This is a genomic window from Bacillus sp. TH19, assembly GCF_016651075.1.
Taxonomy (GTDB): Bacteria; Bacillota; Bacilli; order Bacillales; family Bacillaceae_G; genus Bacillus_A; species Bacillus_A mycoides.
Genome location: NZ_JAEKEO010000010.1, coordinates 555948 through 580176 on the forward strand (window position 1 = coordinate 555948; position 24229 = coordinate 580176).

Consider the following 24229-nt stretch of genomic DNA (forward strand, 5'->3'; position numbering starts at 1 on the left):
TTTTAGGATAAACAAAGGGTTGTAAGCGTATTCCTTAGAGGTTGTCAAAAAACTGTCAAATTCATATCGTTGGAAAAATAATGCATTTGTACTATAATGATAAACAAGATATATTACACTATGTTAATTAATGTGGTGAAGTATATAAAATTAAAATCTTTATTACACACATTATGAAATAAAGGGATGATTAGTTTGAGTACAGGTGTAAAAGCAAACGACGTGAAAACAAAAACAAAAGGAGCAGATCTTGTTGTTGATTGTTTAATTAAACAAGGTGTTACACATGTTTTCGGTATTCCAGGAGCGAAGATTGACTCTGTATTTGATGTACTGCAAGAAAGAGGACCAGAGTTAATTGTTTGTCGTCATGAACAAAATGCAGCTTTTATGGCAGCTGCTATTGGTAGATTAACAGGGAAACCGGGCGTATGTCTTGTAACTTCAGGACCAGGGACATCAAATTTAGCGACAGGTCTTGTTACTGCGAATGCGGAGAGTGATCCCGTTGTTGCTTTAGCTGGTGCAGTTCCGCGTACAGATCGATTAAAACGTACGCATCAATCTATGGATAATGCTGCATTATTCGAACCAATCACTAAATATAGCGTAGAAGTCGAGCATCCTGATAATGTACCAGAAGCACTTACTAATGCATTTCGAAGTGCTACTTCTACAAATCCAGGAGCAACACTTGTAAGTCTTCCGCAAGACGTTATGACTGCGGAAACGACAGTAGAATCTATCGGTGAGCTTTCTAAGCCACAGCTTGGAATCGCTCCCACAAATCATATTGAATACGTAGTAGAAAAAATAAAATCAGCAAAATTACCAGTTATTTTACTCGGTATGAGAGCAAGCACCAATGAAGTAACGAAAGCAGTTCGTGAGTTAATTGCTGGTACAGAACTTCCTGTTGTTGAAACATATCAAGCAGCTGGTGCAATTTCACGTGAGTTAGAAGATCATTTCTTCGGCCGCGTTGGATTATTCCGTAACCAACCAGGTGATATTTTACTAGAAGAAGCGGATTTTGTTTTATCTATCGGCTATGACCCAATTGAGTATGATCCGAAATTCTGGAATAAACTTGGCGATAGAACAATTATTCACCTTGATGATCACCAAGCAGATATCGACCATGATTACCAACCAGAGCGTGAATTAATTGGCGATATCGCTTTAACTGTAAATAGCATTGCGGAGAAATTACCGAAGCTTGTATTAAATACGAAATCAGAAGCAGTTTTAGAACGATTACGCTCGAAATTATCAGAGCAAGCAGAAGTTCCAAATCGTGCTTCAGAAGGTGTTACGCATCCACTTCAAGTCATTCGTACGCTTCGTTCTTTAATTAGTGACGATACAACCGTTACATGTGACATCGGTTCCCATTCTATTTGGATGGCGAGATGTTTCCGTTCTTATGAACCACGTAGACTATTATTTAGTAACGGTATGCAAACGTTAGGTGTTGCACTTCCTTGGGCAATTGCAGCTACTTTAGTTGAACCGGGCAAGAAAGTTGTTTCCGTGTCAGGTGATGGTGGTTTCTTATTCTCTTCGATGGAATTAGAAACAGCGGTACGTTTAAATGCGCCTGTTGTCCATCTCGTCTGGAGAGATGGTACATATGATATGGTTGCGTTCCAACAAATGATGAAATACGGTAGAACATCAGCTACAGAGTTTGGCGATGTTGATCTTGTGAAATATGCAGAAAGTTTCGGTGCAATAGGTCTTCGTGTCAATACACCAGACGAATTAGAAGGTGTATTGAGAGAAGCGTTAGAAGCAGAGGGTCCTGTCATTATTGATATTCCAATTGACTACCGTGACAACATTAAATTAAGCGAAAAATTATTACCAAACCAATTAAACTGATGGGGGCATGAGTGAGATGACTGTTGCGCAATTAATTGATATTGATGCAAAAAGAACGAAAATGAGTAATGAAGTATATCAAACATCTACAATGCTTGCGCTATTAGATGGTATATACGATGGTGTTATTAACTTTGAGGAACTGAAAGAACGTGGTGATTTTGGCATCGGTACATTTGATCAATTAGATGGTGAAATGATTGCGTTTGATAATGAGTTTTACCATTTACGTTCAGACGGTTCAGCGGAAAAAGTAGAACCGGAAGAAACAACACCTTTTGCGACTGTAACGTTTTTTGAAAAAGAAATGAGTTATACGGTAGAGCATCCGATGAATCGTGAAGAAGTGGAAGCATTATTACATGAGTTAATGCCAAGTAAAAACTTATTTTATGGTATTCGAATGGATGGAACGTTCCGTGAAGTTAGAACGAGAACTGTTCCAAGACAAGAAAAACCGTATACGCCGCTCGTTGAAGTGACGAAATCACAACCGATTTTTTCGTTTAAAGATACAGAAGGTACGCTAGCTGGATTTTGGACACCAGATTATGCGCAAGGTATTGGTGTAGCTGGTTTCCACTTACATTATATTGATGATGAAAGAAGCGGGGGAGGACATGTTTTCGACTATGTTGTAGAAAACTGTACGATCCAAATTTGTCAAAAAGCTCATATGCATTTAGCACTTCCTGAAACAGCTGATTTTATGGCGGCGGAATTATCAAGAGAAAACTTAGAGAATGATATTGCGACCGCGGAAGGTGCGGAGTAAAAAGGAATCGAAATTATGTATTCTCTATATAAAGAACCGAAGTCTTGTTCAGGCTTCGGTTTTTTTCATTGATTTGCAATCTTCGAGTGAAATTCCCCTATCCAATTTCACTGCACCGCCTCATTATGTTTCTTTTGTAAAATGAAAACTCAATTTTGAAGCAAAAGAAATATAAATTTCTCTCCAAACATATACATCAAAAGGATAGGGGGGATATGATGGAAAACTCCATTACTATTAGTTTATGCATGATTGTAAAAGATGAAGAACAAACTATATCAAAATGCTTAGAATCGGTTAAAAGTGTTGTGGATGAAATTATTATTGTAGATACAGGTTCCACAGATGCTACAAAAGAAATTGTGAAGAAGTACGACGCGAAAGTTTATGATTTTCAATGGATTGAAGATTTTTCAGCGGCACGAAATTTTGCGTTTTCTAAAGCTACAAAAGAATATATTCTTTGGCTAGACGCAGATGACATAATAGATACGGAAGATATAAAGAAATTGTTGCAGTTAAAACATACGTTAGATCGTAGTACGGATGCAGTATCTATGAAATATTATTTAACTTTTGATATAGAAGGAAATCCAACACATTCTTTAAGGAGATATCGATTAGTCAACAGAAGTAAAAATTTTCAATGGTATGGATTTGTTCATGAATATTTAGAGGTGTATGGAAATCTTATAAATAGTGACGTAGGGGTAAGTCATAAAAAAGAAAAAGCATATACTAATCGTAATTTGAAAATATATGAAAAACATCTTGAGAGTGGAAAAGAGTTTAGCCCCCGCGATGTGTACTATTATGCAAATGAATGTAAGGACCACAGATTATTTGATAAGGCTGTTAAGGGGTATTCTAGGTTTTTAGATGAAGAAAAGGGTTGGGTTGAAGATAACATTCAAGCATGTTTAAAAAGAGCCGAATGTTATTTAGAATTGGGGGACTTAAAAAAATCTATACAGTCTTGTTTGCAATCATTTACGTATGACACGCCTAGAGGAGAACTTTGTTGCCACTTAGGACGTGTATTTTTGCAACAAGGGGAATATTCTAAAGCGATATATTGGTACCATGCAGCAATTGACGGGCCCAGGCCAAAGGATTCTCCGTTTGTCCGAGAAGAGTGTCATACATGGTTGCCGCATATTCAACTATGTATTTGTTATGATCGAATAAAAGAATATGAAAAGGCAATTTATCATAACGAACAAGCTGCACTGTTCATACCTAATAATCCGAGCATTGAATATAATAGAAAATATTTTGATAGTTTATCGGAAAAATAATATTTAATAATACTAGATAATCATTTTGGCTGCTGAGAGGAGTTTGATTCATGCTCACAAGTATAATTATATTGACTCATAATCAATTACAGTATACAAAAGAATGCATCCAAAGTATTAGAACTTATACAGTGGAACAAGAGTATGAGTTAATAGTTGTGGACAACGCGTCAACAGATGGTACTGTAGAATGGTTACAAAAACAATCGGATATTATGCTAGTGGAAAATGCGGAGAATATGGGTTTTCCAAAGGGATGCAATCAGGGAATTAAAGAGGCAAAAGGTGACAATATTCTATTATTGAATAATGATGTGGTCGTAACTGAAAATTGGCTAAGCAACTTAATTCGGTGTTTATATGAAAGTAAGGATGCTGGAGCGGTAGGGCCCATAACTAATAATGCCGCTTACTATACTGCTATACCAACCTTTTATAAAGATATTGAAGGAATGCAGAAGTTTGCAACTTTATATAATCAAAGTGATAAAAATAAATGGGAAGAACGTATGAAATTAATCGGATTCTGTATGCTTATAAAAAAATCAGTGTTAGATGAAGTTGGATTATTAGATGAACGATTTACACCGGGGAATTATGAAGATGATGATTTGTCACTAAGAATGTTTGAAAAAGGATATAAACTGTATTTATGTAAAGATACATTTATTCATCACTACGGAAGTGTCTCATGGAAAGAAGATAGTATGAAATTTTCTGTAGTTTTACATGCAAATAATATAAAATTGTATGAAAAATGGGGATTTTATGGTGAAAGTTTATACATTCATTATGATTTACTAGCAATTGTAGATCGATTTGCGCCTGATCAAGTGAATATTCTTCATATAGGAGCTGGATGTGGTGCAACTTTATTAGAAATGAAAAGGCGTTACCCGGCAGTTCCCATATTTGGAGCAGAAATTAATGAAAAAGCAGCAGCTCTTGCAAATAGGGTAGCTCCTACAACTTCTGCTGAGTATGACAAGTTACATGAGGTATTTACAGATGAAAAATTCCAGTACATTTTGTTATCACATCCTATTGAGCCAGCGAAATTACCGCAGGTCATACAATCTATGTCACAACTTTTAACGCCAACAGGAACTTTCATTATGTCGAAATTCAATTTGGATAATTATTATGCATTAAAAAAATAATGCTTTTAAGATTTTCTCTTTGGAGATGAGCTGTATTTGGCAATGTTGGAGGAACAACGGTTTCTTTTATAGAAACAAAACCGAAATCCGAGCCCGGATTTCGGCTTTTCGGCGTGTGATGAATTACGAAAAAAGAGCTATCCTATAAGTTGGTTTCACTTACTTATAGGATAGCTTCTTTATTTTGAAACAAACGGATGCTTTTCATAATAAAACCGCCATGGATAGTGAACGGCTTCTTCTGCATAATCAATATTAATACGAGGGCCAGCTATTATGTTATGTGTGGATGATAAATGGTCTTCTTCAGGAACTAATTCAATATGTAACGTATCACTTTGAAGTGATACGCCGCGCTCTTCTAAAGTGATTCCGAGCGCGCGGCATAGTTTTCCGGGGCCATTTGTTAAGTTTTTATACTGAGCTTTCGTAATGTCAGTTTTGTTGTAGCGCGCTAGTTTCATGTCTTCGATTCCATCTACAGGTTCAAGGGCACGAATGAGAACTCCTTGCGGGGTGCCGATTGGTGCTGTAATTACGTTAAAGCAATGATACATGCCGTAAATTAAATATACGTAAGCATGTCCCGGTGCACCGAACATTACTTCTGTTCGATCAGTCCGTCTGCCTCCGTAACTATGAGCGGCCTTATCATCTGGACCTTTGTATGCTTCTACTTCTACAATAAAACCGCTCCGCTTTATGCCGTCTACAATATGAACGAGTTTATGTCCGAGTAACTTCTTTGCGACCACTAATGTATCGCCTTCATAAAAAGAAGGAGGTGCCTGCATTGTACTATCTCCTTTGCCAGTTGTATATGTATATAGTAAACCAAATTTTCAGTAGTAATTCTAACTCGTTCTATTTACTACATTTATTTCATAAATTATGGATAGAGTACAACAGCGAAGAGGGGGAGTGCGACATGATTTATCGCTTACTAGCTCTTAATATAGATGGGACACTACTATACAACAACGGAAAAATCGCAAAAGGGTTACGGGAGACAATTGACTTTGTGAAAAGAAAAGATGTATACGTTACATTGTTTACGAATCGTAATTTTCAATCTGCTCATAAAATAGCGAAGGCGTTAAAATTAGATTCTATATTAGTTACACATGGTGGTGCTTTCGTTTCAGCGACGTTAGATAAGCCGTTCGTTCAAAGGAGATTATCTGAAGAGAAAACCTTTAATATTGTGCAAGTGTTAGAGCATTTTGATTGTAATGTTCGCATTTCTCATGAACGATATTCAATTGGGAATCGTGAGAGAAATACACCAAACTTAATTGCGCGTACTGTATTATCAAGCGCAGATCCATTATTTTATCCGGTTCAATTTGTAGATTCGCTAGGGGATGCACTGCGTGATCATCCAGTAGCTGCACCAAAAATTGATATTGTTTTCCATACGAAAGGTGAAAAAGAAAGAGGGATGAATACGTTAAAAAAGGCATTTCAAGATGTAGAGTACGTCGAGTGTGATGAAAGACATATAGAAATTCTCCCTCAAAATGTATCAAAACTACGTGGTTTACAATTACTTGGGGAGCATTTAAATATTAACCTTAGTGAAATGGTTGCGATTGGAGATAGCGTAGAAGACTTAGAGGTAATTGAAAATGTTGGGCTTGGGGTAGCGATGGGGAACGCTCCTGTAGAATTAAAGCAAGCGGCGGACTGGATTACACGTTCTAATACTGAGAACGGCGTAGAGTACATGATTAAAGAGCATTTTCGTAAGCAATTCCCGCTTCCTTTTTTAAAGAGTCATAAACATACACCGAAACGATGAAAGAAAAACGTAGCTTTTTGGCTACGTTTTTTTGTTGAACTTATTAAAATGAATGAAAACGTTTTAGATTGTGAATTGTGTATGGAATATATACAATTTACTTGAATACTCTAGGAAACTGTTGTAAAGTGGATGATGTTGCCAAAGTAGTTACACCATATGAAATATTCTCCAGGTTAATTTTGTTGAGCTCCAAACGCAAAAAACACTTCCGCATGTTAGTTTAGTTCACGTATTATCTCAAAAATGGATTGTAGTAATTTTATTAATGAGTTGTAGAGTTTCTTTGTTTTATTTAAATGGATTATTTTAAGTTAATGTGAGTAAGACTTGGTACATACGAAATGTACTTCTTTTTGTGGTTTTAGGAAGTTTAAAAGGGGGAATGAATTTCTTGAGGAAATCATTTAATCAAAAATTTAAAAAAGTAAGTAGTAGTTTTATAGTTGTATTACTAATATGTATGAATTTTTTAATCCATTTACCATTTAAAGCAGAGGCAGCTACAACAGAATTAAAAGGTTTAGGTGATGTATCTTATTACAACGCCATCATTTTTGGAGATCATAGTGCAACGAGTGCGGATATTGAGGGTGCGATGGCTGTTCAAAAAAATATGAACGCATCAAGTTATACAGTCCTAGCGGCTGCAACTGGAGCAAACAACTTAGCTGGAGCAACATGGAAAGATGAAGGATATCCATCATTATTACTAGGTGGTCAATTTACGAAAGCGGGAGCAGGACAAGTAATCATCCAAGATGGAACAGTGGCGATGACAAAAGAAGGCGACCCAGAAGGTGCAATGAAATCATCTTATGACCGTATCTCTTATAAAGAGCAAGCAGAGATTGATGCCAAGTTCAAAGAATTTAGAAAAGACGTTGATGGTGTAATTGGAGATGCGAGTCAATTACATACTGATAAACCAAAACCTAATATGAGCTTTGGAATCGGTGAAGATGTAAACAACCCTAATATTTACGTTTCTTCAGGCTTAACAGGAAAGAAAATATTTGATGTAAAAGATGTTTATCTTCCGAATGTAAATAACAAAGACTTTATTGTTATTTATTCAGACGCAGAAGAAGTGAATTTTGGTAGCGGTGCAATTTTGTACGATACGAGAAATACTGGGATGGCAACAGACTTAATTAATACATCTCAAGCATATGACCCTAATTCAGCTTTTACTGAGTTAGCTAGTAAAGTCATTTGGGTGTTCCCTAATGCTACAAAGATAACAACTAAAGGTTATGGTGTAGTAGGTAGTGTGTTTGCGCCTAATGCTGTTGTAGAGACAAAAGGTGGTTCTATTAACGGACAAGCCTATGTTGGAGGATTACACCAAAGAGATGGATTTGAGGTTCATAACTTTAAATTTAATTGGCCAAAGTGGAATAAGCCAGTAGTTGAAAAAGGAAACTTACAAATTAAAAAAGTTGATGCAAATGATGAAAATATTGTTTTAAAAGACGCAAAGTTTGATGTTATAGACAAAGATAATAATGTTGTGGCTACTGTTACAACGAATGAAAAGGGTATTGCTGAAATCAAGGATTTACCACTTGGTGACTATTTTGTAAAAGAAATAAGTGCACCAGAAGGATATATAAAAGTTGATACACCAGTAAAAGTAACAATTGATAGTACAAACGTAATTGAAATTGTTATGAAGAATACGAAAAAAGTAGAGAATGGCCAATTTAAATTATTGAAAAAAGATAGTGAATCTGGTCAACTTCTACCAGGTGCAAAATTTGATGTTATAGATAAAGATGGAAATGTTGTTGAAACAATTATTACAGATGGTAAAGGTGCAGCTTTATCAAAACAACTTCCAGTTGGAACATATACATTAAAAGAAGTTGAAGCACCAAAAGGTTATGAACTATCATCTAGCTCAGTTCGTGTTGATGTAGCTGCTAATAAAACAGTGACTGTAGATGTGTTGAATAAAAAAATCGCTGAAAAAGCTACAGGCCAATTTGAAATCGTAAAAGTAGATGCGAATGATAAAACGAAGCTATTATCGGACGCAGAGTTTGAAGTGTATAAAGATGGTGAAAAGGTAGATACGTTACGAACAGATAAAACAGGTAAAGTAATATCTACGAAATTAGAACCAGGAAAGTATACATTAAAAGAAACGAAAGCACCACAAGGATATAAGTTGTTAAAAGAAGAAATTGAAGTCGTTGTGGAAGCAAACAAAGTAGTACAAGTACAAGTAGAAAATGCGAAAGAACTAGGAAGCTTACAAGTAATCAAAAAGGATGCAGAGAGTGGAAAAGTTCTAGAAGACGCAGAATTCAGACTGAAAAACGAAAATGGTCAAGTAGTTGGAGAAGCGAAAACAACGAATAAAGATGGTGTTGTGACATTCGAAAACTTAGTGCCAGGTAAGTATACGCTAGAAGAAACGAAAGCGCCAGAAGGCTACAAAGCGGTAGAATTAAAAGTGGAAGTAAATGTTGTAGCAAATGAAGTAGTAAAACAGGAAGTAATGAACGAAAAAGTTCTGGGTCAATTTGAAATCGTAAAAGTAGATGCGAATGATAAAACGAAGCTATTATCAGATGCAGAATTTACTGTGTATAAAGATGGTAAAAAGGTAGCAGAGTTGAAAACTGATGAGAGTGGAAAAGCGATGTTACCGAAATTACCATTAGGTGAATACACAGTGAAAGAAACGAAAGCACCAGCAGGTTACAAGATTTCAAATAAAGAATGGAAAGTAACAATTCAAAATGAGAAAGAAGTAGTAAAAGTAGAGGCAGAAAATGAAAAACTCTTGGGCTCTCTACAAATTATTAAAACAGATGATAAAGATCAAGCGGAACGTTTAGCAGGCGCAGTATTTACATTGAAAGATGCTAAAGGAAATGTTGTAAAAGAAAAAATTACAACAGATAAGTCTGGAACGGTTAAAGTAGAAGGACTAGTACCGGGTGAGTATACGTTAGAAGAAACAAAAGCACCAGAAGGTTATGAGTTAACAAAACAAGTAATTCATGTAACAGTCGACGGTGAAAAAGTTGTTGATGTAAAAGTAACGAATAGTAAGAGCCTTGGTCAATTTGAAATCGTAAAAGTAGATGCAAACGATAAAACGAAGCTTTTATCAGACGCAGAATTTGAAGTGTATAAAGATGGTAAGAAAGTAGAGATGTTACGAACAGATAAAACAGGTAAAGTCATCTCTGGAAAATTAGAACCAGGAAAATACACGTTAAAAGAAACGAAAGCACCAAAAGGATATAAATTACTAAAAGAAGAAATTGAAGTCGTTGTGGAAGCAAACAAAGTAGTACAAGTACAAGTAGAAAATGCGAAAGAACTAGGAAGCTTACAAGTAATCAAAAAGGATGCAGAGAGTGGAAAAGTTCTAGAAGGCGCAGAATTCAGACTGAAAAACGAAAATGGTCAAGTAGTTGGAGAAGCGAAAACAACGAATAAAGATGGTGTTGTGACATTCGAAAACTTAGTGCCAGGTAAGTATACGTTAGAAGAAACGAAAGCGCCGGAAGGCTACAAAGCGGTAGAATTAAAAGTGGAAGTAAATGTTGTAGCAAATGAAGTAGTAAAACAAGAAGTATTGAATGAAAAAGTGAAAGAAAAAATCACAGGTCAAGTAGAAATTACAAAGATAGATGCTAATGATACAGAGAAAAAATTAGAAAGTGCAGTGTTTGAAATTCTGAAAGATGGAATAAAAATAGACACATTAACATCAGATAAAAATGGTAAAGCAACTTCGAAGAAACTGGAACCAGGAGATTACGTTTTAAAAGAAGTCCAGGCTCCAGAAGGATATAATTTATCTGATAAGGGAATTGAATTTACGATTTCTAATGAGAAAGTAGAAGTTATAAAGCTTCAAATTACCAATGAAAAAGAAACAGGAAAAGGTCCAGAGAAACCAGGTGGAGAGACAGAAACACCAGGTGGAGAGACAGAAACACCAGGTGGAGAGACAGAAACACCAGGTGGAGAGACAGAAACACCAGGTGGAGAGACAGAAACACCAGGTGGAGAGACAGAAACACCAGGTGGAGAGACAGAAACACCAGGTGGAGAGACAGAAACACCAGGTGGAGAGACAGAAACACCAGGTGGAGAGACAGAAACACCAGGTGGAGAGACAGAAACACCAGGTGGAGAGACAGAAACACCTGGTGAAGGAACAGAAACACCTGGTGGAGGAATAGAAACACCAGGTGGAGAGACAGAAACACCTGGTGAAGGAACAGAAAAGCCAGGTGAAGGAACAGAAAGCCCAGGCGAAGAAGTAGAAAAGCCTAACTTACCAGAAAAAGAACAAGGCGGTTCTAATAATCAAAAACTTCCAGCTACAGGGCATAATACGGATTACCTTCCATTTATAGGTGTAATTCTGGTGTTATTAGGAATACGTTTAAGATTTATGACTAAAAATAGTTAATAGATGTATAAAAGGCAAAAGAGATAATATTATCTCTTTTGCCTTTTAGGTTAATACAGAAGGATTAAAGTAAAAACATCTATATTTAGTTATAAATGTTTTTAAGCTTCAATCACGTTAAGCATTCTGTTTATAAATGCAGCTGCGTGAGCACGTTGTGATGGTCCTTTTGGTACGAATTGATTAAATTCATTACCTTTTACAATTCCATATCCATACACTCTTTGTACTTCTTCTTTAGCGTAAATTAAGTTTTGGTCTACGAATGGTAGTTCAACTGGTTTTGCGAAAATACCAGCGTGTTTTAGAGAACGATCAATCATAATAACAGCTTCTTCGCGTGTAATTGTAGTATTTGGATCAAAGGTATTATCACCACGTCCGCGGATTATGCCTGCGCTTGCTGCACGATTAATACCGTCTCTTAAAGATGGATGTACTTGTTCTAAGTCTGTGAAATTAGCATTTCCACTTGGTAATTGTAAAGCACGAGTAATTAATGTAGCAAATTCAGCACGCGTTACAAGACGTTCTGGGAAGTACTTGCCGTTCCCTTCTCCTTGCATAATGCCTCTAGCTGCTAATTGACGAATGTCTTGTTCATACCATCCACCTGTAATGTCATCAGTTACTGGATCTTTTCGGTTTTCCTTATAGTATGTTTCAGTTCCTTTTAAGAAAGCATCCCATTGTCCGCGTTGAATCATATACGCAGGGCAATTTTTTCCTGACCAAAATTGGTGTTTTTGGACCTTATCTAGAGAAATATTTAATTCGTTCATTAAATAAGCTGCTAATTTACGGGCATTCTCTACCGCTTTTTCATAGTTTCCATCTTGATTAACGGCAATTTCAATTCCGATAGATTCATAGTTTCCAGTTTTATTTCCAGCATGCCATCCAACTTCATTTACTGGAAGATGTTGATAAATTTCTTTATCATCTACTGTGAAATGCCAAGATGCGGCGCGATCAGCTGTTCCGCGTGCTTGACTATCTAAGAATTTTGCGTGATTTAGAGCATTGGCACCTTTCGCTGGATTAGCCGTTTCGTGAATCGTAATATATTTAGGGACCATCGCGTAGCCAGGGCGAATATCGTCATTTCCTTTTGGGACAATCATTTCTTTAAATGTAACGCCATAAATATTGTTTGTTTGTAGAGTAGCTGGAGCTCTCAATAAACTACTTTTAGCAGAACGACCGTTTTTTAATAATGAAGCTTTTGTACCTTCAAATGTAGCAGAAGGTGCATAAATCCATTTTGATGTTTCATTTATTTGGACTTTAAACCAATTTCCTGCTTGTTCAGTAGGAATAATTACTTGAGGCTGTAGTTTACCCTCTTCTTTAAACGTTTGGAATGGTAATGAATGTATGGAAGCTTCTTCTTTCACAATTAATTTTTGATTAGATAGTTTATGAATCTCTTGAACTTCTAAGCTATTATCATTGTTATTTATCCACCCAGCGCCAGCTGGAGTTGTTATGTAGTATGCATTCCCTTTTTTCTTTGTCGCCGTTACGACTTGTTCTGTAATCTCGATATTCGATTTGTTTTTTAAATCATTCGCGGTATATAATGAATGTTTTTTTGATGTGTATAGTAGGAATTGGCCAGTAACCTCGATATCTTCTTCATGAGTACTATGCTCTTTCACATGCTCTTTGATACTTTTAAAAACTTGATCCTCCGTATATACTTCGGCGGATTTTTCAGCATTCTCTGCAAATGAATAAGTAGGTGCAAGAACAGTTTGTAATGCAAGAGAGAGAGTTAAAACACTATAAAATTTCTTTTTCATATTTTTTTTAACACATTAGATTATGGAATCTAGTGTTAACATTCCTCCTTTATATATTGTATTTTCACTATGTATAGATTTTCGTACTAATAAATTTTAACAAGAGAAAATCATGATGTCTATATACATGAGCGATATTCATAAAAAGAATTATTTGAAAAAATGTAAGAAAAACAGGTAAAACCTTCTGTATTGACCTTCAAACGCCCTTCAAGTAAACTAAAGAGAGTTTGCAAATGAAAAGGTGATAATGTTGTTAATTTCAATTAAAACGTTACAAGATGATCGTTTTTTACGTCCGCTACAAAATATTGGCGGTTTATTTTTTGAAGAGAGCACGATAGGGTTTGAGAAAGAAGAAGCAAATCTTATCGTTGATATACAGATAGAAGGTAATGTGACAGCATCGGCTCGTTTAACAGATGTTGCAACCGGAAATGTATATGAAGAAACATTCGCAAAAGATTTATCTGCTTTCACAGAAGAAAAAGAACGTATGAAGCAAGTGAAACATGTTGTTTCTTACGTATATCTTTCTGTACTTCAACAGCTAACTGGACTTGAACAGAGCTGGGGAATATTAACTGGGGTACGCCCAACGAAACTTCTTCACAAACTGCTTCAAAATGGTATGTCAAAAGAAGAAGCGCATAAAGAACTTCGTGAAAGTTATTTAATTCATGAAGAGAAAATTGAACTTCTTCAGCGTATTGTTGATTGCCAATTAGCGGTTGTTCCGGATTTATACCGTTTGAAAGAAGAAGTAAGTATTTACATCGGTATTCCGTTTTGTCCTACAAAATGTGCGTACTGTACGTTCCCGGCTTATGCAATTAACGGACGCCAAGGATCAGTTGATTCGTTCTTAGGCGGGTTACATTATGAAGTTCGTGAAATTGGTAAGTTTTTAAAAGAAAAAGGTGTTACAGTTACGACGATTTATTACGGCGGCGGTACACCGACGAGTATTACAGCAGAAGAAATGGATATGTTGTATGAAGAAATGTACCAAGCTTTCCCTGATGTGAAAGATGTACGTGAAGTAACAGTTGAGGCAGGTCGCCCAGATACGATCACACCAGCAAAGCTAGAAGTGTTAAATAAATGGAATATTGACCGTATTAGTATTAATCCGCAGTCATACCACCAAGAAACACTAAAAGCAATTGGACGTCATCACACTGTAGAAGAAACGATTGAGAAGTATCATTTAGCACGTGAAATGGGAATGAACAATATTAATATGGATTTAATTATTGGTCTTCCTGGTGAAGGATTAGACATCTTTAAGCATACGTTAGATGAAACAGAAAAGTTAATGCCAGAATCGTTAACAGTTCATACGTTATCATTTAAACGTGCTTCTGAAATGACGCAAAACAAACGTAAATATAAAGTAGCAGGTCGCGAAGAAATTACTGCGATGATGCATGAGGCGGAAGAGTGGACGAAGAACCATAATTACGTACCATACTATTTATATCGTCAAAAAAATATTTTAGGTAACTTAGAAAACGTTGGGTATGCAATACCGACGCAAGAAAGTATCTACAATATTGTTATTATGGAAGAAGTACAATCGATTATCGGACTTGGTTGCGGGGCATCAAGTAAATTTGTTCACCCACAAACAGGAGCAATTACACACTTTGCGAATCCGAAAGATCCGAAATCATATAACGATGGCTTCGTGAAATATACAGAAGATAAACTGAAAATTTTAGAAGAGCTATTCGTGTAAGAAGAAGGGGGTTGTTCCGGTTTGGAACAGCTTCTTTTTATATTGTCAGTTTTTGTTGGTAAGTCGATATATTCGAAAAATAGCTGATATAAATTGAGTTGCGTCCGATATATTCAAAAAATCGCCGATATAATTTCATTTACCATCAAACGGTCCATATGTAAAACTATGTCGATAATAATCAGAAAAATTAGTCATATTATTAGAGGACAATGTCTACTTATAGACGAAATGATAGATTTATGAAAGAGAAAAGGGGGAAATTGTTGGCATGTACATGACGATAGGGAGAATTTTTGATTTGACAGTTGGCAAATATCCGAATAAAGAGGCGTTAGTAGAACCAGAAAAAAATATTCGTTGGACATATAAACAGTGGGATGAGCAAATAAATAAAACGGCGCAAGCTCTATTGAAAGAAGGAGTAAGAAAGGGAGATTGTGTATCTGTTTACCTATATAACTGTCGTGAATTTGTAAACGTTTACTTAGCTTGTGCGAAAATTGGCGCGATCTTCAATCCAATTAATTTCCGCTTAAAAGCAAAAGAATTATCGTATATCCTCCAAGATGCAGCCTCGAAAGTAGTTGTCTTTGAAAAAGCAGTCGAATCAACAGTTACTATGATTGAACGAGATTTTCCAAATTCGTCTTTTTGGTACGTGGAAGACGATGCACCTTCCTATGCTAGTTCTTACCATGAAAAAGTAAATGAAGCATCAGCTGAGAAAGTAGATATTGTAGTCGATGAAATGGATTTTTGTTCTATGCTTTATACGAGCGGAACGACTGGTCATCCGAAAGGCGTACTACATCGCCATCGTGATATGGCTGAGCATAGTATGATTTGTACGTATTTCATAAAATATAACAGGGATAGCGCCGGGCTTGTGGTAGCACCTTTATATCATTGCGGCGAGTTAAATGCTGGAATCATACCGCGCATTCAAGTTGGCGGAAAGAATGTTATTTTACATCATTTTGATACGGATAGAGTATTACATACCATTCAAGAAGAGAAGATTACGACGTTTTTTGCAGCACCGACGATGTGGAATATGTTACTGCAAAAAGATCTAACTAAGTATGATTTAACTTCAATGAAAATCGGTGTATATGGCGGGGCTGCGATGGCTCCGGCGTTAGTGAAGGAATGTAAAGAGCGTCTTTATATTGATCTTGTCCAAATTTACGGAATGACAGAAATGGGACCAGTTGTTGCGTTTCTCGTAGAAGAGGATCAAATTACGAAAGCTGGTTCAGCAGGAACACCGTGCTTTAGCCATGAAATTCGAATTGTGAAACCGAACGAAGATGGACCAGCAGAGCCAGATGATACGTTGCCTCCTTATGAAGTAGGGGAAATTATTTTGCGCGGTCCAACTATGATGGCTGGTTATCATAATCGAGAAGAAGCAAATGCAAAATCGATGTATAAAGGATGGTATCACTCTGGTGATTTAGGATACTTCGATAAAGACGGCTATTTATTCGTTGCAGACCGCGTTGATGATATGGTAATTAGCGGTGGCGTAAATATTTATCCTCGCGAAATTGAAGATTTTCTTCATAGTCATCCTGGTGTATTAGATGTTGCAGTACTTGGTGAGCCAGACGAACTATGGGGAGAGCGTGTCGTTGCGGTCGTTGTAAAGAAAGATAAAAATATTTCAGAAGCTGATTTAGAAATGTATTGCAAAGAAAGTGATGAATTAGCCGACTATAAACGTCCGCGTCATTACTTATTTGCAGATGAACTTCCTCGTAATGCGAGTGGGAAGTTGCAAAAATTTGTGCTGAGAGAGTCGTTAAAAGGTATGAAAAAATAATGAAAAAATGCCTTTCCAAATTCGGAAAGGCATTTTTATTACTTGCGTGAGAAACCTTCTTCATCAAGGTATTCCGCAGCTTCTGGATAAGAGTTGAATGTACCGTCTAAGTTTACGCCAGCGTAAACATTCCACATGTCATCCTCTTGAATAAGAGTTAGGATATGACCGTCTTCGTTCTTCCATTCTTCTTCTGCAGCAGGTTCCATTGCTACAATTTCCTCTGGCTCCTGTGATAGACGTTCAATTACTTTTTCAATTAATGAACGCAGTTCTTCTTCTGAAAACTCACGGATGTTAATCATACCTTTAGCATCTGTTTTATAACCTTTAATGAAGTATGCATATACAAATCCGTTTCCATTTGGGTGTAAATGATATACAACGTTCTTTTTATCTAAACGACTTTCTTCAAAGTGAAAGTTTACGCGTTTTAATGATACGTTCTTTCTTTCTAATTCCGGGAAAGATTCAATAATCGATAATTTTTCTTCAAAAGTTAGCATAGTGCCTCCAAGTATATAGTAAAAGATTTAATTTGTTCATTATAGCATAGTTGTAATTGTTTCCAAAGGTAAGGGGGAAACTTTTATTTGGATGCGTTTACTTCACGATACTGTAAAGAGTTTCTTATAAACAGGCTAACGGATGAGTATTTTTAGGTGTACAATGGAACGTGGACTTTATCCCGCATTAACGGGCAGTAAGACCTCCACCTCAAATTTCGGCGAATGCGAGGAAGTTAGGTGGGAGATCAACTGCCCGTAAACGCCCGATTGGTGCGGGCTAATAATCAGTGGGGATGAAAAAACTCCCCACTGATTAAAGTTTCACTTTATATGAAGGTGGTTATTTATATGTTTCAAAAAATAGCAAAGGAATGTTTAGCAGGATTTACTGTTGCGATTGTTGCGTTGCCGCTAGCAATTGCATTTGGTATTGCCGCGACAGGGACGTCTGAGGGAGCACTTGTTGGATTGTATGGTGCGATTTTTGCAGGTTTATTCGCAGCGTTATTTGGCGGGACACCTGGGCAAGTAACGGGGCCAACTGGACCAATTACTGTTATCGCAACAGGAGTTATTGCGACGCACGGCTTAGAGGCAAGTTTTATTGCCTTTATGATGGCAGGGTTATTTCAAATTTTATTCGGTGTATGTAAGCTCGGTTCTTACGTTCGATATATTCCGTATCCTGTCGTTTCAGGATTTATGAATGGTATTGCATTAATCATTATTTTAGGTGAAATAAAGCACGTACAAAATAGTTTTCTACTTGTTGTGTTAACGATTATTGTAATGATTGTTTCTGGCAAATGGATTAAGGCGATTCCGTCTAGTTTAGTAGCACTAGTCGGTGTGACAGCTTTGCTTCCTTTATTTTCTTCTCTACTCGAAGGACTTACAGTAAAGTTACCGATTATCGGAAATCTTTCATTAAATAAAGTAATTGAAAAGATTGGAACCATTCCAGAAGCGATGCCTACGCTTCATATTCCATCTTTAAGTGGAACAGGAATAGCAACACTTATTTTACCAGCGCTTAGTATTGCTTTATTAGGATCGATTGACTCGTTGTTAACATCGGTCGTAATGGATAATGTGACAGGTACACGTCATAAAAGTAATAAAGAGCTCATTGGACAAGGTATCGGTAATATGATGAGCGGATTGTTTGGCGGATTAGCAGGTGCAGGTGCGACTGTAAGGTCTATCGTGAATATAAGAAGTGGTGGTAAAACAGCACTTTCGGCATGTATGCATAGTGTTATATTATTTATTTTTATTATGGGTCTTGGTTCGGTCGTACAATACATTCCGCTTGCTGTATTATCAGGTATTTTAATTTTAACTGGTATTGGAATGTTCGATTGGGAAAGCATGAAAAAGATGCATGTCGCTCCTAAAGGTGATGTCGTTGTTATGCTCGTAACGATGATTGTAACGGTGAAGTTCGATTTAATGATTGCTGTTGCATTCGGTATTATTCTTTCGTTCATCATATATATGGTGAAGTGTAAAGAACGTAAAACTTCTATCGTAAAAGAAAGAGAAGAAACGTACACGATTCAAGGGCCGCTCTCTTTCCTATCAGTAGATCGTATTTTCTCTACTTTACAAGATGTGAAGTCACCGGTTGTTTTACGTATGAAAGATGTGCGTTATATGGATGTATCAGGAGCTATGGCATTATTAAATTTTGTTGAGCAATCAAATAAAGTAGGAGCAAGTGTAAAGCTTGAGCAAGTACATCCGAGTATTGAAAAAACAATCGTAGTAATGGCGAACGATGAACAGAAAGAGCAATTGAAAATCTTAAGTGTTTAGATGGTAATTAGAATATCTCACAATCTTACATACATTATAATGTAGAGTTGTGGGATATTCTTATAATGTTTTTAGTAATATGTATCGCATTGATAGAGAAGAAGAGCTTTTTTGAGTAACAGAAACAGTGATAATATGTACATATATAATGGAAAGAATTAGAAAATTAATTGTGAAGAAATAGGCGTGAACTGGTTCTCTTTTCTATTTTGAAAAAAAAACCAAGTATTCAACCTATAATAAATTTGTTATGATAATCAATGGGATAAAGTGAATCCCTATCGTTTAAAACAATATGTTTGAGAGTATATGTATAAAAGAAAAGAGAAAAAATATGAATAAAACATTTGTAAAAGGAGCAGCAATTTTAACCATTACAACTTTTTTGTCGAAATTGCTTGGTAGTTTTTTTCAAATTCCATTACAAAATATTGCAGGAGATGAAGTGCTCGGTATTTTCCGCCTTGTTTTTCCTGTATATATGATTGCTCTTACATTATCGGTAGCCGGAGTTCCGCTTGCAATTTCGAAATTAATTGCCGAGTTGAACGAAAAAAATAAGCAAAAGGAAATTGCGAAATTATTTAAATCAGCGTCAATTATAGGGATAGCATTTGGCGTTTTCGGCTGTTTAGTCATTGTATTATTTTCTATTGAAATTGCAAATATGCTTGGTGGACAAGAAACTAGAATGCCGTTGCTTATTACTTCATTAGCATTACTCATTGCGCCATACATGGCGGTTTATAGAGGGTATTTTCAAGGTTTCGGTGATATGAAACCAACAGGGGTATCACAAGTCATTGAGCAATTTGTACGTGTGTTTTTTATGCTAATAATTGCTTACATACTAGTATCATGGGATAAGAGTAATACTGTTATTACTAGTGGTGCGATGGTTGGCTCTTTTCTTGGAGTCATTAGTTCGCTTATATATTTGCGTATAAAATATAATAGAAGTCCATACTACAATAAAAGCAATTCCTATTCGCTCCGAGATTTAAGAGAACACGGCAAAAAGATATTGCGGGTATCGATCCCAATCGCTATCGGAGCTTTATCAATGCCACTTTTAAATTTAGTAGACTCGCTTACAATACCGCATGTATTACAAGGATCATCAACAGAAATTCAAGAACAATTTGGAATATACAGTCGCGGTTTTGCATTCACGCAAATAATTGTTATTTTTGCAAGTGCAATTGTATTTCCGTTAATACCACTCTTAACTTCCGCATTGGCCAAAAGAGATATAAATTTGGCGAAAATAACAATTCAAAATACAAATCGACTAGCGCATGTTTTGACAGCACCGTTAACAATATGGTTGATGGCATTAACAGTACCGTTAAATATCGGATTGTTCACAGACGTAAAAGGCAGTAGTATGTTAACAGTTATGATTGGCAGTTCGTATTTTACTGCGGTTATGGTATTATCAATAGGTGTTTTACAGGGGATTAATCGTTCTGCACAAGCTGCATGGATTGTTATTGGCGCGAGTTTTGTGAAAGTCGTGTTAAACATGATGTTAGTGCAGGAGTTTGGCATAGATGGAGCGGCGTATAGTACATTAATTACTTACGTATTGATTTGTATTGTAAATTATTTGTATATTCGAAGCTACATTGCCTATTCTATTCATTTAAAAAGCTTTTTTGGTGTGCTAGGAATAGCATGTATTTTGGGACTAGGATTGTATGAACTGTGTAATGTGATAGATGTTACATCTTCAAGAATTATGACGTTATTATTCAGTGGTATAGCATTAAGTATTACAACCATTTTGTATGGTGTATGTGCTTTGAAATTAAAATGGATATCAATAAAAAAAATACCATTTTTGAAAAGATAAATATAAAAATTTAATTTTTTATTAAAATTCATATGAGCTGATAAAGAGGAAACTATGTAGGGTATCAAGTGTTTAGGTAAGGAATGGGTACCAGTTTATGCTAAATGAGATAAACGGTTACCTAGTTTTGGAGGAGATTTAGGGTGCGTTTAGTCTTATCAGGATATTATGGTTTTTATAATGTTGGAGACGAGGCGATTCTACAATCAATTATTGAATCGTTAAGTAAAGAGAACCCGGATATAGAACTAGTAGTACTATCAAATGATTCTAAATATACAAAGGAAATGTATGGTGTAGAATCGGTAGATCGCTGGAATATAAAAGCTGTTTATCATGCGATTAAAAACAGTGATGGAGTTATTAGCGGTGGCGGGAGCCTTCTTCAAGATCAGACAAGTACGAAGAGTATTCTATATTATACGGGTATTATGGGACTCGCCCGATTATTAAAAAAGCCGTATTATATTTATTCACAAGGAATAGGGCCAATTACAAAAGGATATAATCGTCTATTAGTAAAATGGAACTTGTCAAAAGCTTCCTATGTATCAGTTCGAGATGAGGATTCGTTTTTATATTTAAAAGGACTTGGTATAAAAAACGATATTGAAATTGTTCCAGACCCTGTTTTAACATGGAAACGAACAAAACAATCGGATTGGTTGCAAAAGCATTCGATACATGGAAAAGTAATCGCGGTTAGTGTACGTTATTGGCATGCAAAAGAAGATTATATAAAAAAATTAGCTATGGCATTAAAAAAATTAAAGCAAGAAGGATACCAAATTTTATTTGTTCCAATGCATGAGCCATTTGATCAAAAAGCTTCGCGTGAAGTAATAGAATTAATGGGAGAAGAGACGTATATGCTTCCATATAAAATGGATATCGACGAGAAAATATTCATTTTATCACAATGTTCATTACTAATTGGTATGCGTCTTCATGCACTTGTTTTTTCTGCAGTAGCCAAAACTCCAATGGTCGGGATTTCGTACGATCCGAAAATTGATTCGTTTTTAAGTCAAGTGAATCAGCCAGTTATAGGAAGTGTGGATGGCGAATGGAGTGCTGAGTATTTATATGAACTTGCAAAAAAGCAATTAATGCAACAAGGAACTGTGCAGCAAGAGTTACAATTAACAATAGATGAACTTCGGTTGCAAGGCAAACAGGCAACAAAGAAACTCATTGATCATATGGAAAAAGACACTTTATTAAAAAAGTAAAGTGTCTTTTATTTTGTTTTTTAATTTAATGAAAATTCTAATTATAAAAACGTTTTATGTTAATTTCTATTTATTATGCTAAAATGATTGCGATTATTATATAATCAAATTTGTGATAATAAATTCGTAGATTACGAGGAGGATAACCTTGAAGACTTTTTCAAAAGGTATAACAGCAGTGGCATTAACGGGATCATTACTTTTAACTCCTATTTCAAGTTATGCGGCAAATGATGATATTACAGGACATATGTTTGAGACGCATATGCGTTCACTTATTACTAAAGGAGTTTTAATGGGGTATGGTGAGAATGTATATGCGCCTGATAAACTAGTAACAAGAGCAGAGTTTGCTACATTCATAGCAAGGGCTTTAAATTTACCGAAAGCTGATTCGAATTTCGAGGATGTGCCGAAGACTTACGGTTTATATGATGGTGTAAGTAGAGCATATGGAGCGAAAATTATTAATGGTCGTACTAACGAGACATTCTCACCAAATGATGTGATTACACGTGAAGAAATGTCGATAATGGTAAAGCGAGCGTTAGACTATAAAAATATTAAAATAGCTGTAAGTCCGCTTATCTTTACTGATAAAGATAGTATTAACTATAAAGAGCATGTACAAGTTATGGTGGCTACTCAAATTATTAAAGGGTATCCAGAAGATAATACATTTAGACCACATTTATCAGCTACAAGAGGTATGGCTTCAGCTATGTTGGATCGCATGCTTCAGACAATTGAAAAAAACGGAAATAGCAATCCTATAGAAACTAAGAAATATGTCGTGATAAATGTAAGAGAAAACGGAACAGAGCAAGAAGTAGAGCGCTATAATACGTATAAAGAAGCGGTTACGGCTGCTCAAAATAAAGGTATGAATGCGGTGAAATACGAGAACGAATTTTTATGGATTAAAGATGGTTTTGCAAGTGCGAAGAGAATAACTGGGCAAAATATTATTAATATTTATGACGAGAAATTGTCAGCAGTATATACATATATTCAGTATGGAACAGAATTGAAAGTGTTAGAAATTGGCGAAGATCGTGTGAAAGTTCAAGTTTCTGGTTTGACAGGTTATGTGAAGAAGAATGAAATCACTTTAATTCCTACAAATGAAATGAAACAGTCTTCTTATTATGTGAAATCAGATGGATATTTATACCATAAATATTATACATATAATACAAGCTCACCTGGATATACAGAATTTAGATATGGTGTGGCACCTTCTTTCATGAAGCAAGGACAGCAAATGTATAGTGTAGATGGAAAGACATTTGGAGACGAAACTTTCTATCAATATTTCAATTATTTATCATTACGTTCGAAAACAGGTTATACAGCTGAACAACTAGATAGTTATGTGAAATCGATTAAGCCAGACTCTCCATTAATTGGTTTAGGAAAGAAATTTAAAGAAGTAGAAAGTAAGTATAATGTAAATGCATTATTCCTATATTCATTAGCAGTTCATGAGAGCTATTATGGAACAAGCGCTCTTGCAAAAGACAAAAATAATTTATTTGGTTTAAAAGCAACAGACGATAGTCCATATGGTAACGGGGAAGCATTTAATTCAAAAGAAGATTGTATTGAACATGCAGCAAAAGTATACATGAATGAAGGATATTTAAATCCAGGACATTGGCGTTATACAGCAACATATACAGGTGATAAAGCTGCTGGTTTAAATGCGAAATATGCATCTGATGCGAATTGGGGTAAAAAAGTAGCGGGGCATATGAATCGTTTTGATTCTTATTTAGGTAAAAAAGAATACAACAAGTATAAACTTGCACGTGTGATGAATGATGTGGAAGTGAAAAAGGATCCGCATAGATCAAATGAACGACTTTATCGCTTAACTACAAATAAAGTTGTAACAGTTACAGGTGAAGAAACGATAAATGGACAAGTGTGGGTTAAAATTATTTCTGATAATCCTGCTGTAAATGAAGCATATATCGCAAAAGAAAACTTAGAATACGTAACACACTAATTAAATATAAAAGAGAAAAACTGTTTATCTAGATGCGTTTATAAAAAAGGTGCTCCAAAAGCCAGCAT

Annotated in this window: 15 protein-coding genes; 12 read left to right on the forward strand and 3 right to left on the reverse strand. The window is 35.8% G+C overall.

Annotated features, from left to right (window positions below; genetic code table 11):
- The first annotated feature begins 186 nt into the window (after positions 1-186).
- The 4 genes from alsS to JFU54_RS20585 all read left to right on the forward strand — a co-directional run bounded on the left by alsS (position 187) and on the right by JFU54_RS20585 (position 5117).
- Positions 187-1884 (forward strand): acetolactate synthase AlsS, encoded by a 1698-nt coding sequence (alsS, locus tag JFU54_RS20570; RefSeq protein WP_374100975.1) that lies wholly within the window; start codon positions 187-189, stop codon positions 1882-1884.
- A gap of 16 nt (positions 1885-1900) precedes the next feature.
- Complete coding sequence (gene alsD / locus JFU54_RS20575) at positions 1901-2659, forward strand: alpha-acetolactate decarboxylase (protein WP_002125519.1); 759 nt, start codon at positions 1901-1903, stop codon at positions 2657-2659.
- A gap of 218 nt (positions 2660-2877) precedes the next feature.
- Entirely contained in the window at positions 2878-3957 is a 1080-nt protein-coding gene (locus JFU54_RS20580) for a glycosyltransferase (RefSeq protein WP_002125520.1), read from the forward strand.
- 50 nt (positions 3958-4007) lie between these two features.
- Positions 4008-5117: a glycosyltransferase gene (locus JFU54_RS20585; RefSeq protein WP_201066116.1), complete on the forward strand. Its 1110-nt coding sequence runs from the start codon at positions 4008-4010 to the stop codon at positions 5115-5117.
- Between the two features lie 179 nt (positions 5118-5296).
- Here the strand turns inward: JFU54_RS20585 and JFU54_RS20590 are convergent, their stop codons facing one another.
- Positions 5297-5911: a DNA-3-methyladenine glycosylase gene (locus tag JFU54_RS20590; protein ID WP_012260391.1), complete on the reverse strand. Its 615-nt coding sequence runs from the start codon at positions 5909-5911 to the stop codon at positions 5297-5299.
- Positions 5912-6045: 134 nt separating this feature from the next.
- Between JFU54_RS20590 and JFU54_RS20595 the strand changes: the two genes are divergently transcribed.
- Positions 6046-6918: a Cof-type HAD-IIB family hydrolase gene (locus tag JFU54_RS20595; RefSeq protein ID WP_201066118.1), complete on the forward strand. Its 873-nt coding sequence runs from the start codon at positions 6046-6048 to the stop codon at positions 6916-6918.
- 394 nt (positions 6919-7312) lie between these two features.
- Positions 7313-11362, forward strand: coding sequence for an MSCRAMM family protein (locus JFU54_RS20600; protein WP_201066120.1), 4050 nt, complete (start codon positions 7313-7315; stop codon positions 11360-11362).
- A 101-nt stretch (positions 11363-11463) separates the two neighbouring features.
- On the opposite strand, the gene JFU54_RS20605 is transcribed toward JFU54_RS20600, so the two are convergent.
- Entirely contained in the window at positions 11464-13167 is a 1704-nt protein-coding gene (locus tag JFU54_RS20605; RefSeq protein ID WP_201066122.1) for an S-layer homology domain-containing protein, read from the reverse strand.
- A 250-nt stretch (positions 13168-13417) separates the two neighbouring features.
- Here JFU54_RS20605 and JFU54_RS20610 point away from each other — a divergent pair, with 250 nt between their 5' ends.
- A complete protein-coding gene (locus JFU54_RS20610; RefSeq protein WP_002010930.1) occupies positions 13418-14908 on the forward strand; it encodes a coproporphyrinogen III oxidase in 1491 nt (496 codons plus the stop codon).
- 271 nt (positions 14909-15179) lie between these two features.
- Positions 15180-16736, forward strand: coding sequence for a fatty acid--CoA ligase (locus tag JFU54_RS20615; protein WP_078184536.1), 1557 nt, complete (start codon positions 15180-15182; stop codon positions 16734-16736).
- Between the two features lie 38 nt (positions 16737-16774).
- On the opposite strand, the gene JFU54_RS20620 is transcribed toward JFU54_RS20615, so the two are convergent.
- Positions 16775-17242: a hypothetical protein gene (locus JFU54_RS20620; RefSeq protein WP_078184537.1), complete on the reverse strand. Its 468-nt coding sequence runs from the start codon at positions 17240-17242 to the stop codon at positions 16775-16777.
- 351 nt (positions 17243-17593) lie between these two features.
- On the opposite strand from JFU54_RS20620, the gene JFU54_RS20625 reads away from it, so the two are divergent.
- From JFU54_RS20625 to JFU54_RS20640, 4 genes are all read left to right on the forward strand, one after another.
- A complete protein-coding gene (locus JFU54_RS20625; RefSeq protein WP_012260397.1) occupies positions 17594-19063 on the forward strand; it encodes a SulP family inorganic anion transporter in 1470 nt (489 codons plus the stop codon).
- A gap of 334 nt (positions 19064-19397) precedes the next feature.
- Complete coding sequence (locus JFU54_RS20630) at positions 19398-20918, forward strand: putative polysaccharide biosynthesis protein (RefSeq protein WP_040963037.1); 1521 nt, start codon at positions 19398-19400, stop codon at positions 20916-20918.
- A 143-nt stretch (positions 20919-21061) separates the two neighbouring features.
- Positions 21062-22150, forward strand: coding sequence for a polysaccharide pyruvyl transferase CsaB (csaB, locus tag JFU54_RS20635; protein WP_002087333.1), 1089 nt, complete (start codon positions 21062-21064; stop codon positions 22148-22150).
- Between the two features lie 148 nt (positions 22151-22298).
- Complete coding sequence (locus JFU54_RS20640; protein ID WP_063217452.1) at positions 22299-24161, forward strand: S-layer homology domain-containing protein; 1863 nt, start codon at positions 22299-22301, stop codon at positions 24159-24161.
- The last annotated feature ends 68 nt before the right edge of the window (positions 24162-24229 follow it).

Coding starts and splice junctions, on each gene's coding strand:
- JFU54_RS20595 (WP_201066118.1), top strand. CDS start 6,046: ATGATTTATCGCTTACTAGCTCTTAATATAGATGGGACACTACTATAC.
- JFU54_RS20590 (WP_012260391.1), bottom strand. CDS start 5,911: ATGCAGGCACCTCCTTCTTTTTATGAAGGCGATACATTAGTGGTCGCA.
- JFU54_RS20615 (WP_078184536.1), top strand. CDS start 15,180: ATGTACATGACGATAGGGAGAATTTTTGATTTGACAGTTGGCAAATAT.
- JFU54_RS20630 (WP_040963037.1), top strand. CDS start 19,398: ATGAATAAAACATTTGTAAAAGGAGCAGCAATTTTAACCATTACAACT.
- JFU54_RS20605 (WP_201066122.1), bottom strand. CDS start 13,167: ATGAAAAAGAAATTTTATAGTGTTTTAACTCTCTCTCTTGCATTACAA.
- JFU54_RS20610 (WP_002010930.1), top strand. CDS start 13,418: ATGTTGTTAATTTCAATTAAAACGTTACAAGATGATCGTTTTTTACGT.
- JFU54_RS20625 (WP_012260397.1), top strand. CDS start 17,594: ATGTTTCAAAAAATAGCAAAGGAATGTTTAGCAGGATTTACTGTTGCG.
- JFU54_RS20580 (WP_002125520.1), top strand. CDS start 2,878: ATGGAAAACTCCATTACTATTAGTTTATGCATGATTGTAAAAGATGAA.
- JFU54_RS20585 (WP_201066116.1), top strand. CDS start 4,008: ATGCTCACAAGTATAATTATATTGACTCATAATCAATTACAGTATACA.
- alsD (WP_002125519.1), top strand. CDS start 1,901: ATGACTGTTGCGCAATTAATTGATATTGATGCAAAAAGAACGAAAATG.
- JFU54_RS20620 (WP_078184537.1), bottom strand. CDS start 17,242: ATGCTAACTTTTGAAGAAAAATTATCGATTATTGAATCTTTCCCGGAA.
- alsS (WP_374100975.1), top strand. CDS start 187: ATGATTAGTTTGAGTACAGGTGTAAAAGCAAACGACGTGAAAACAAAA.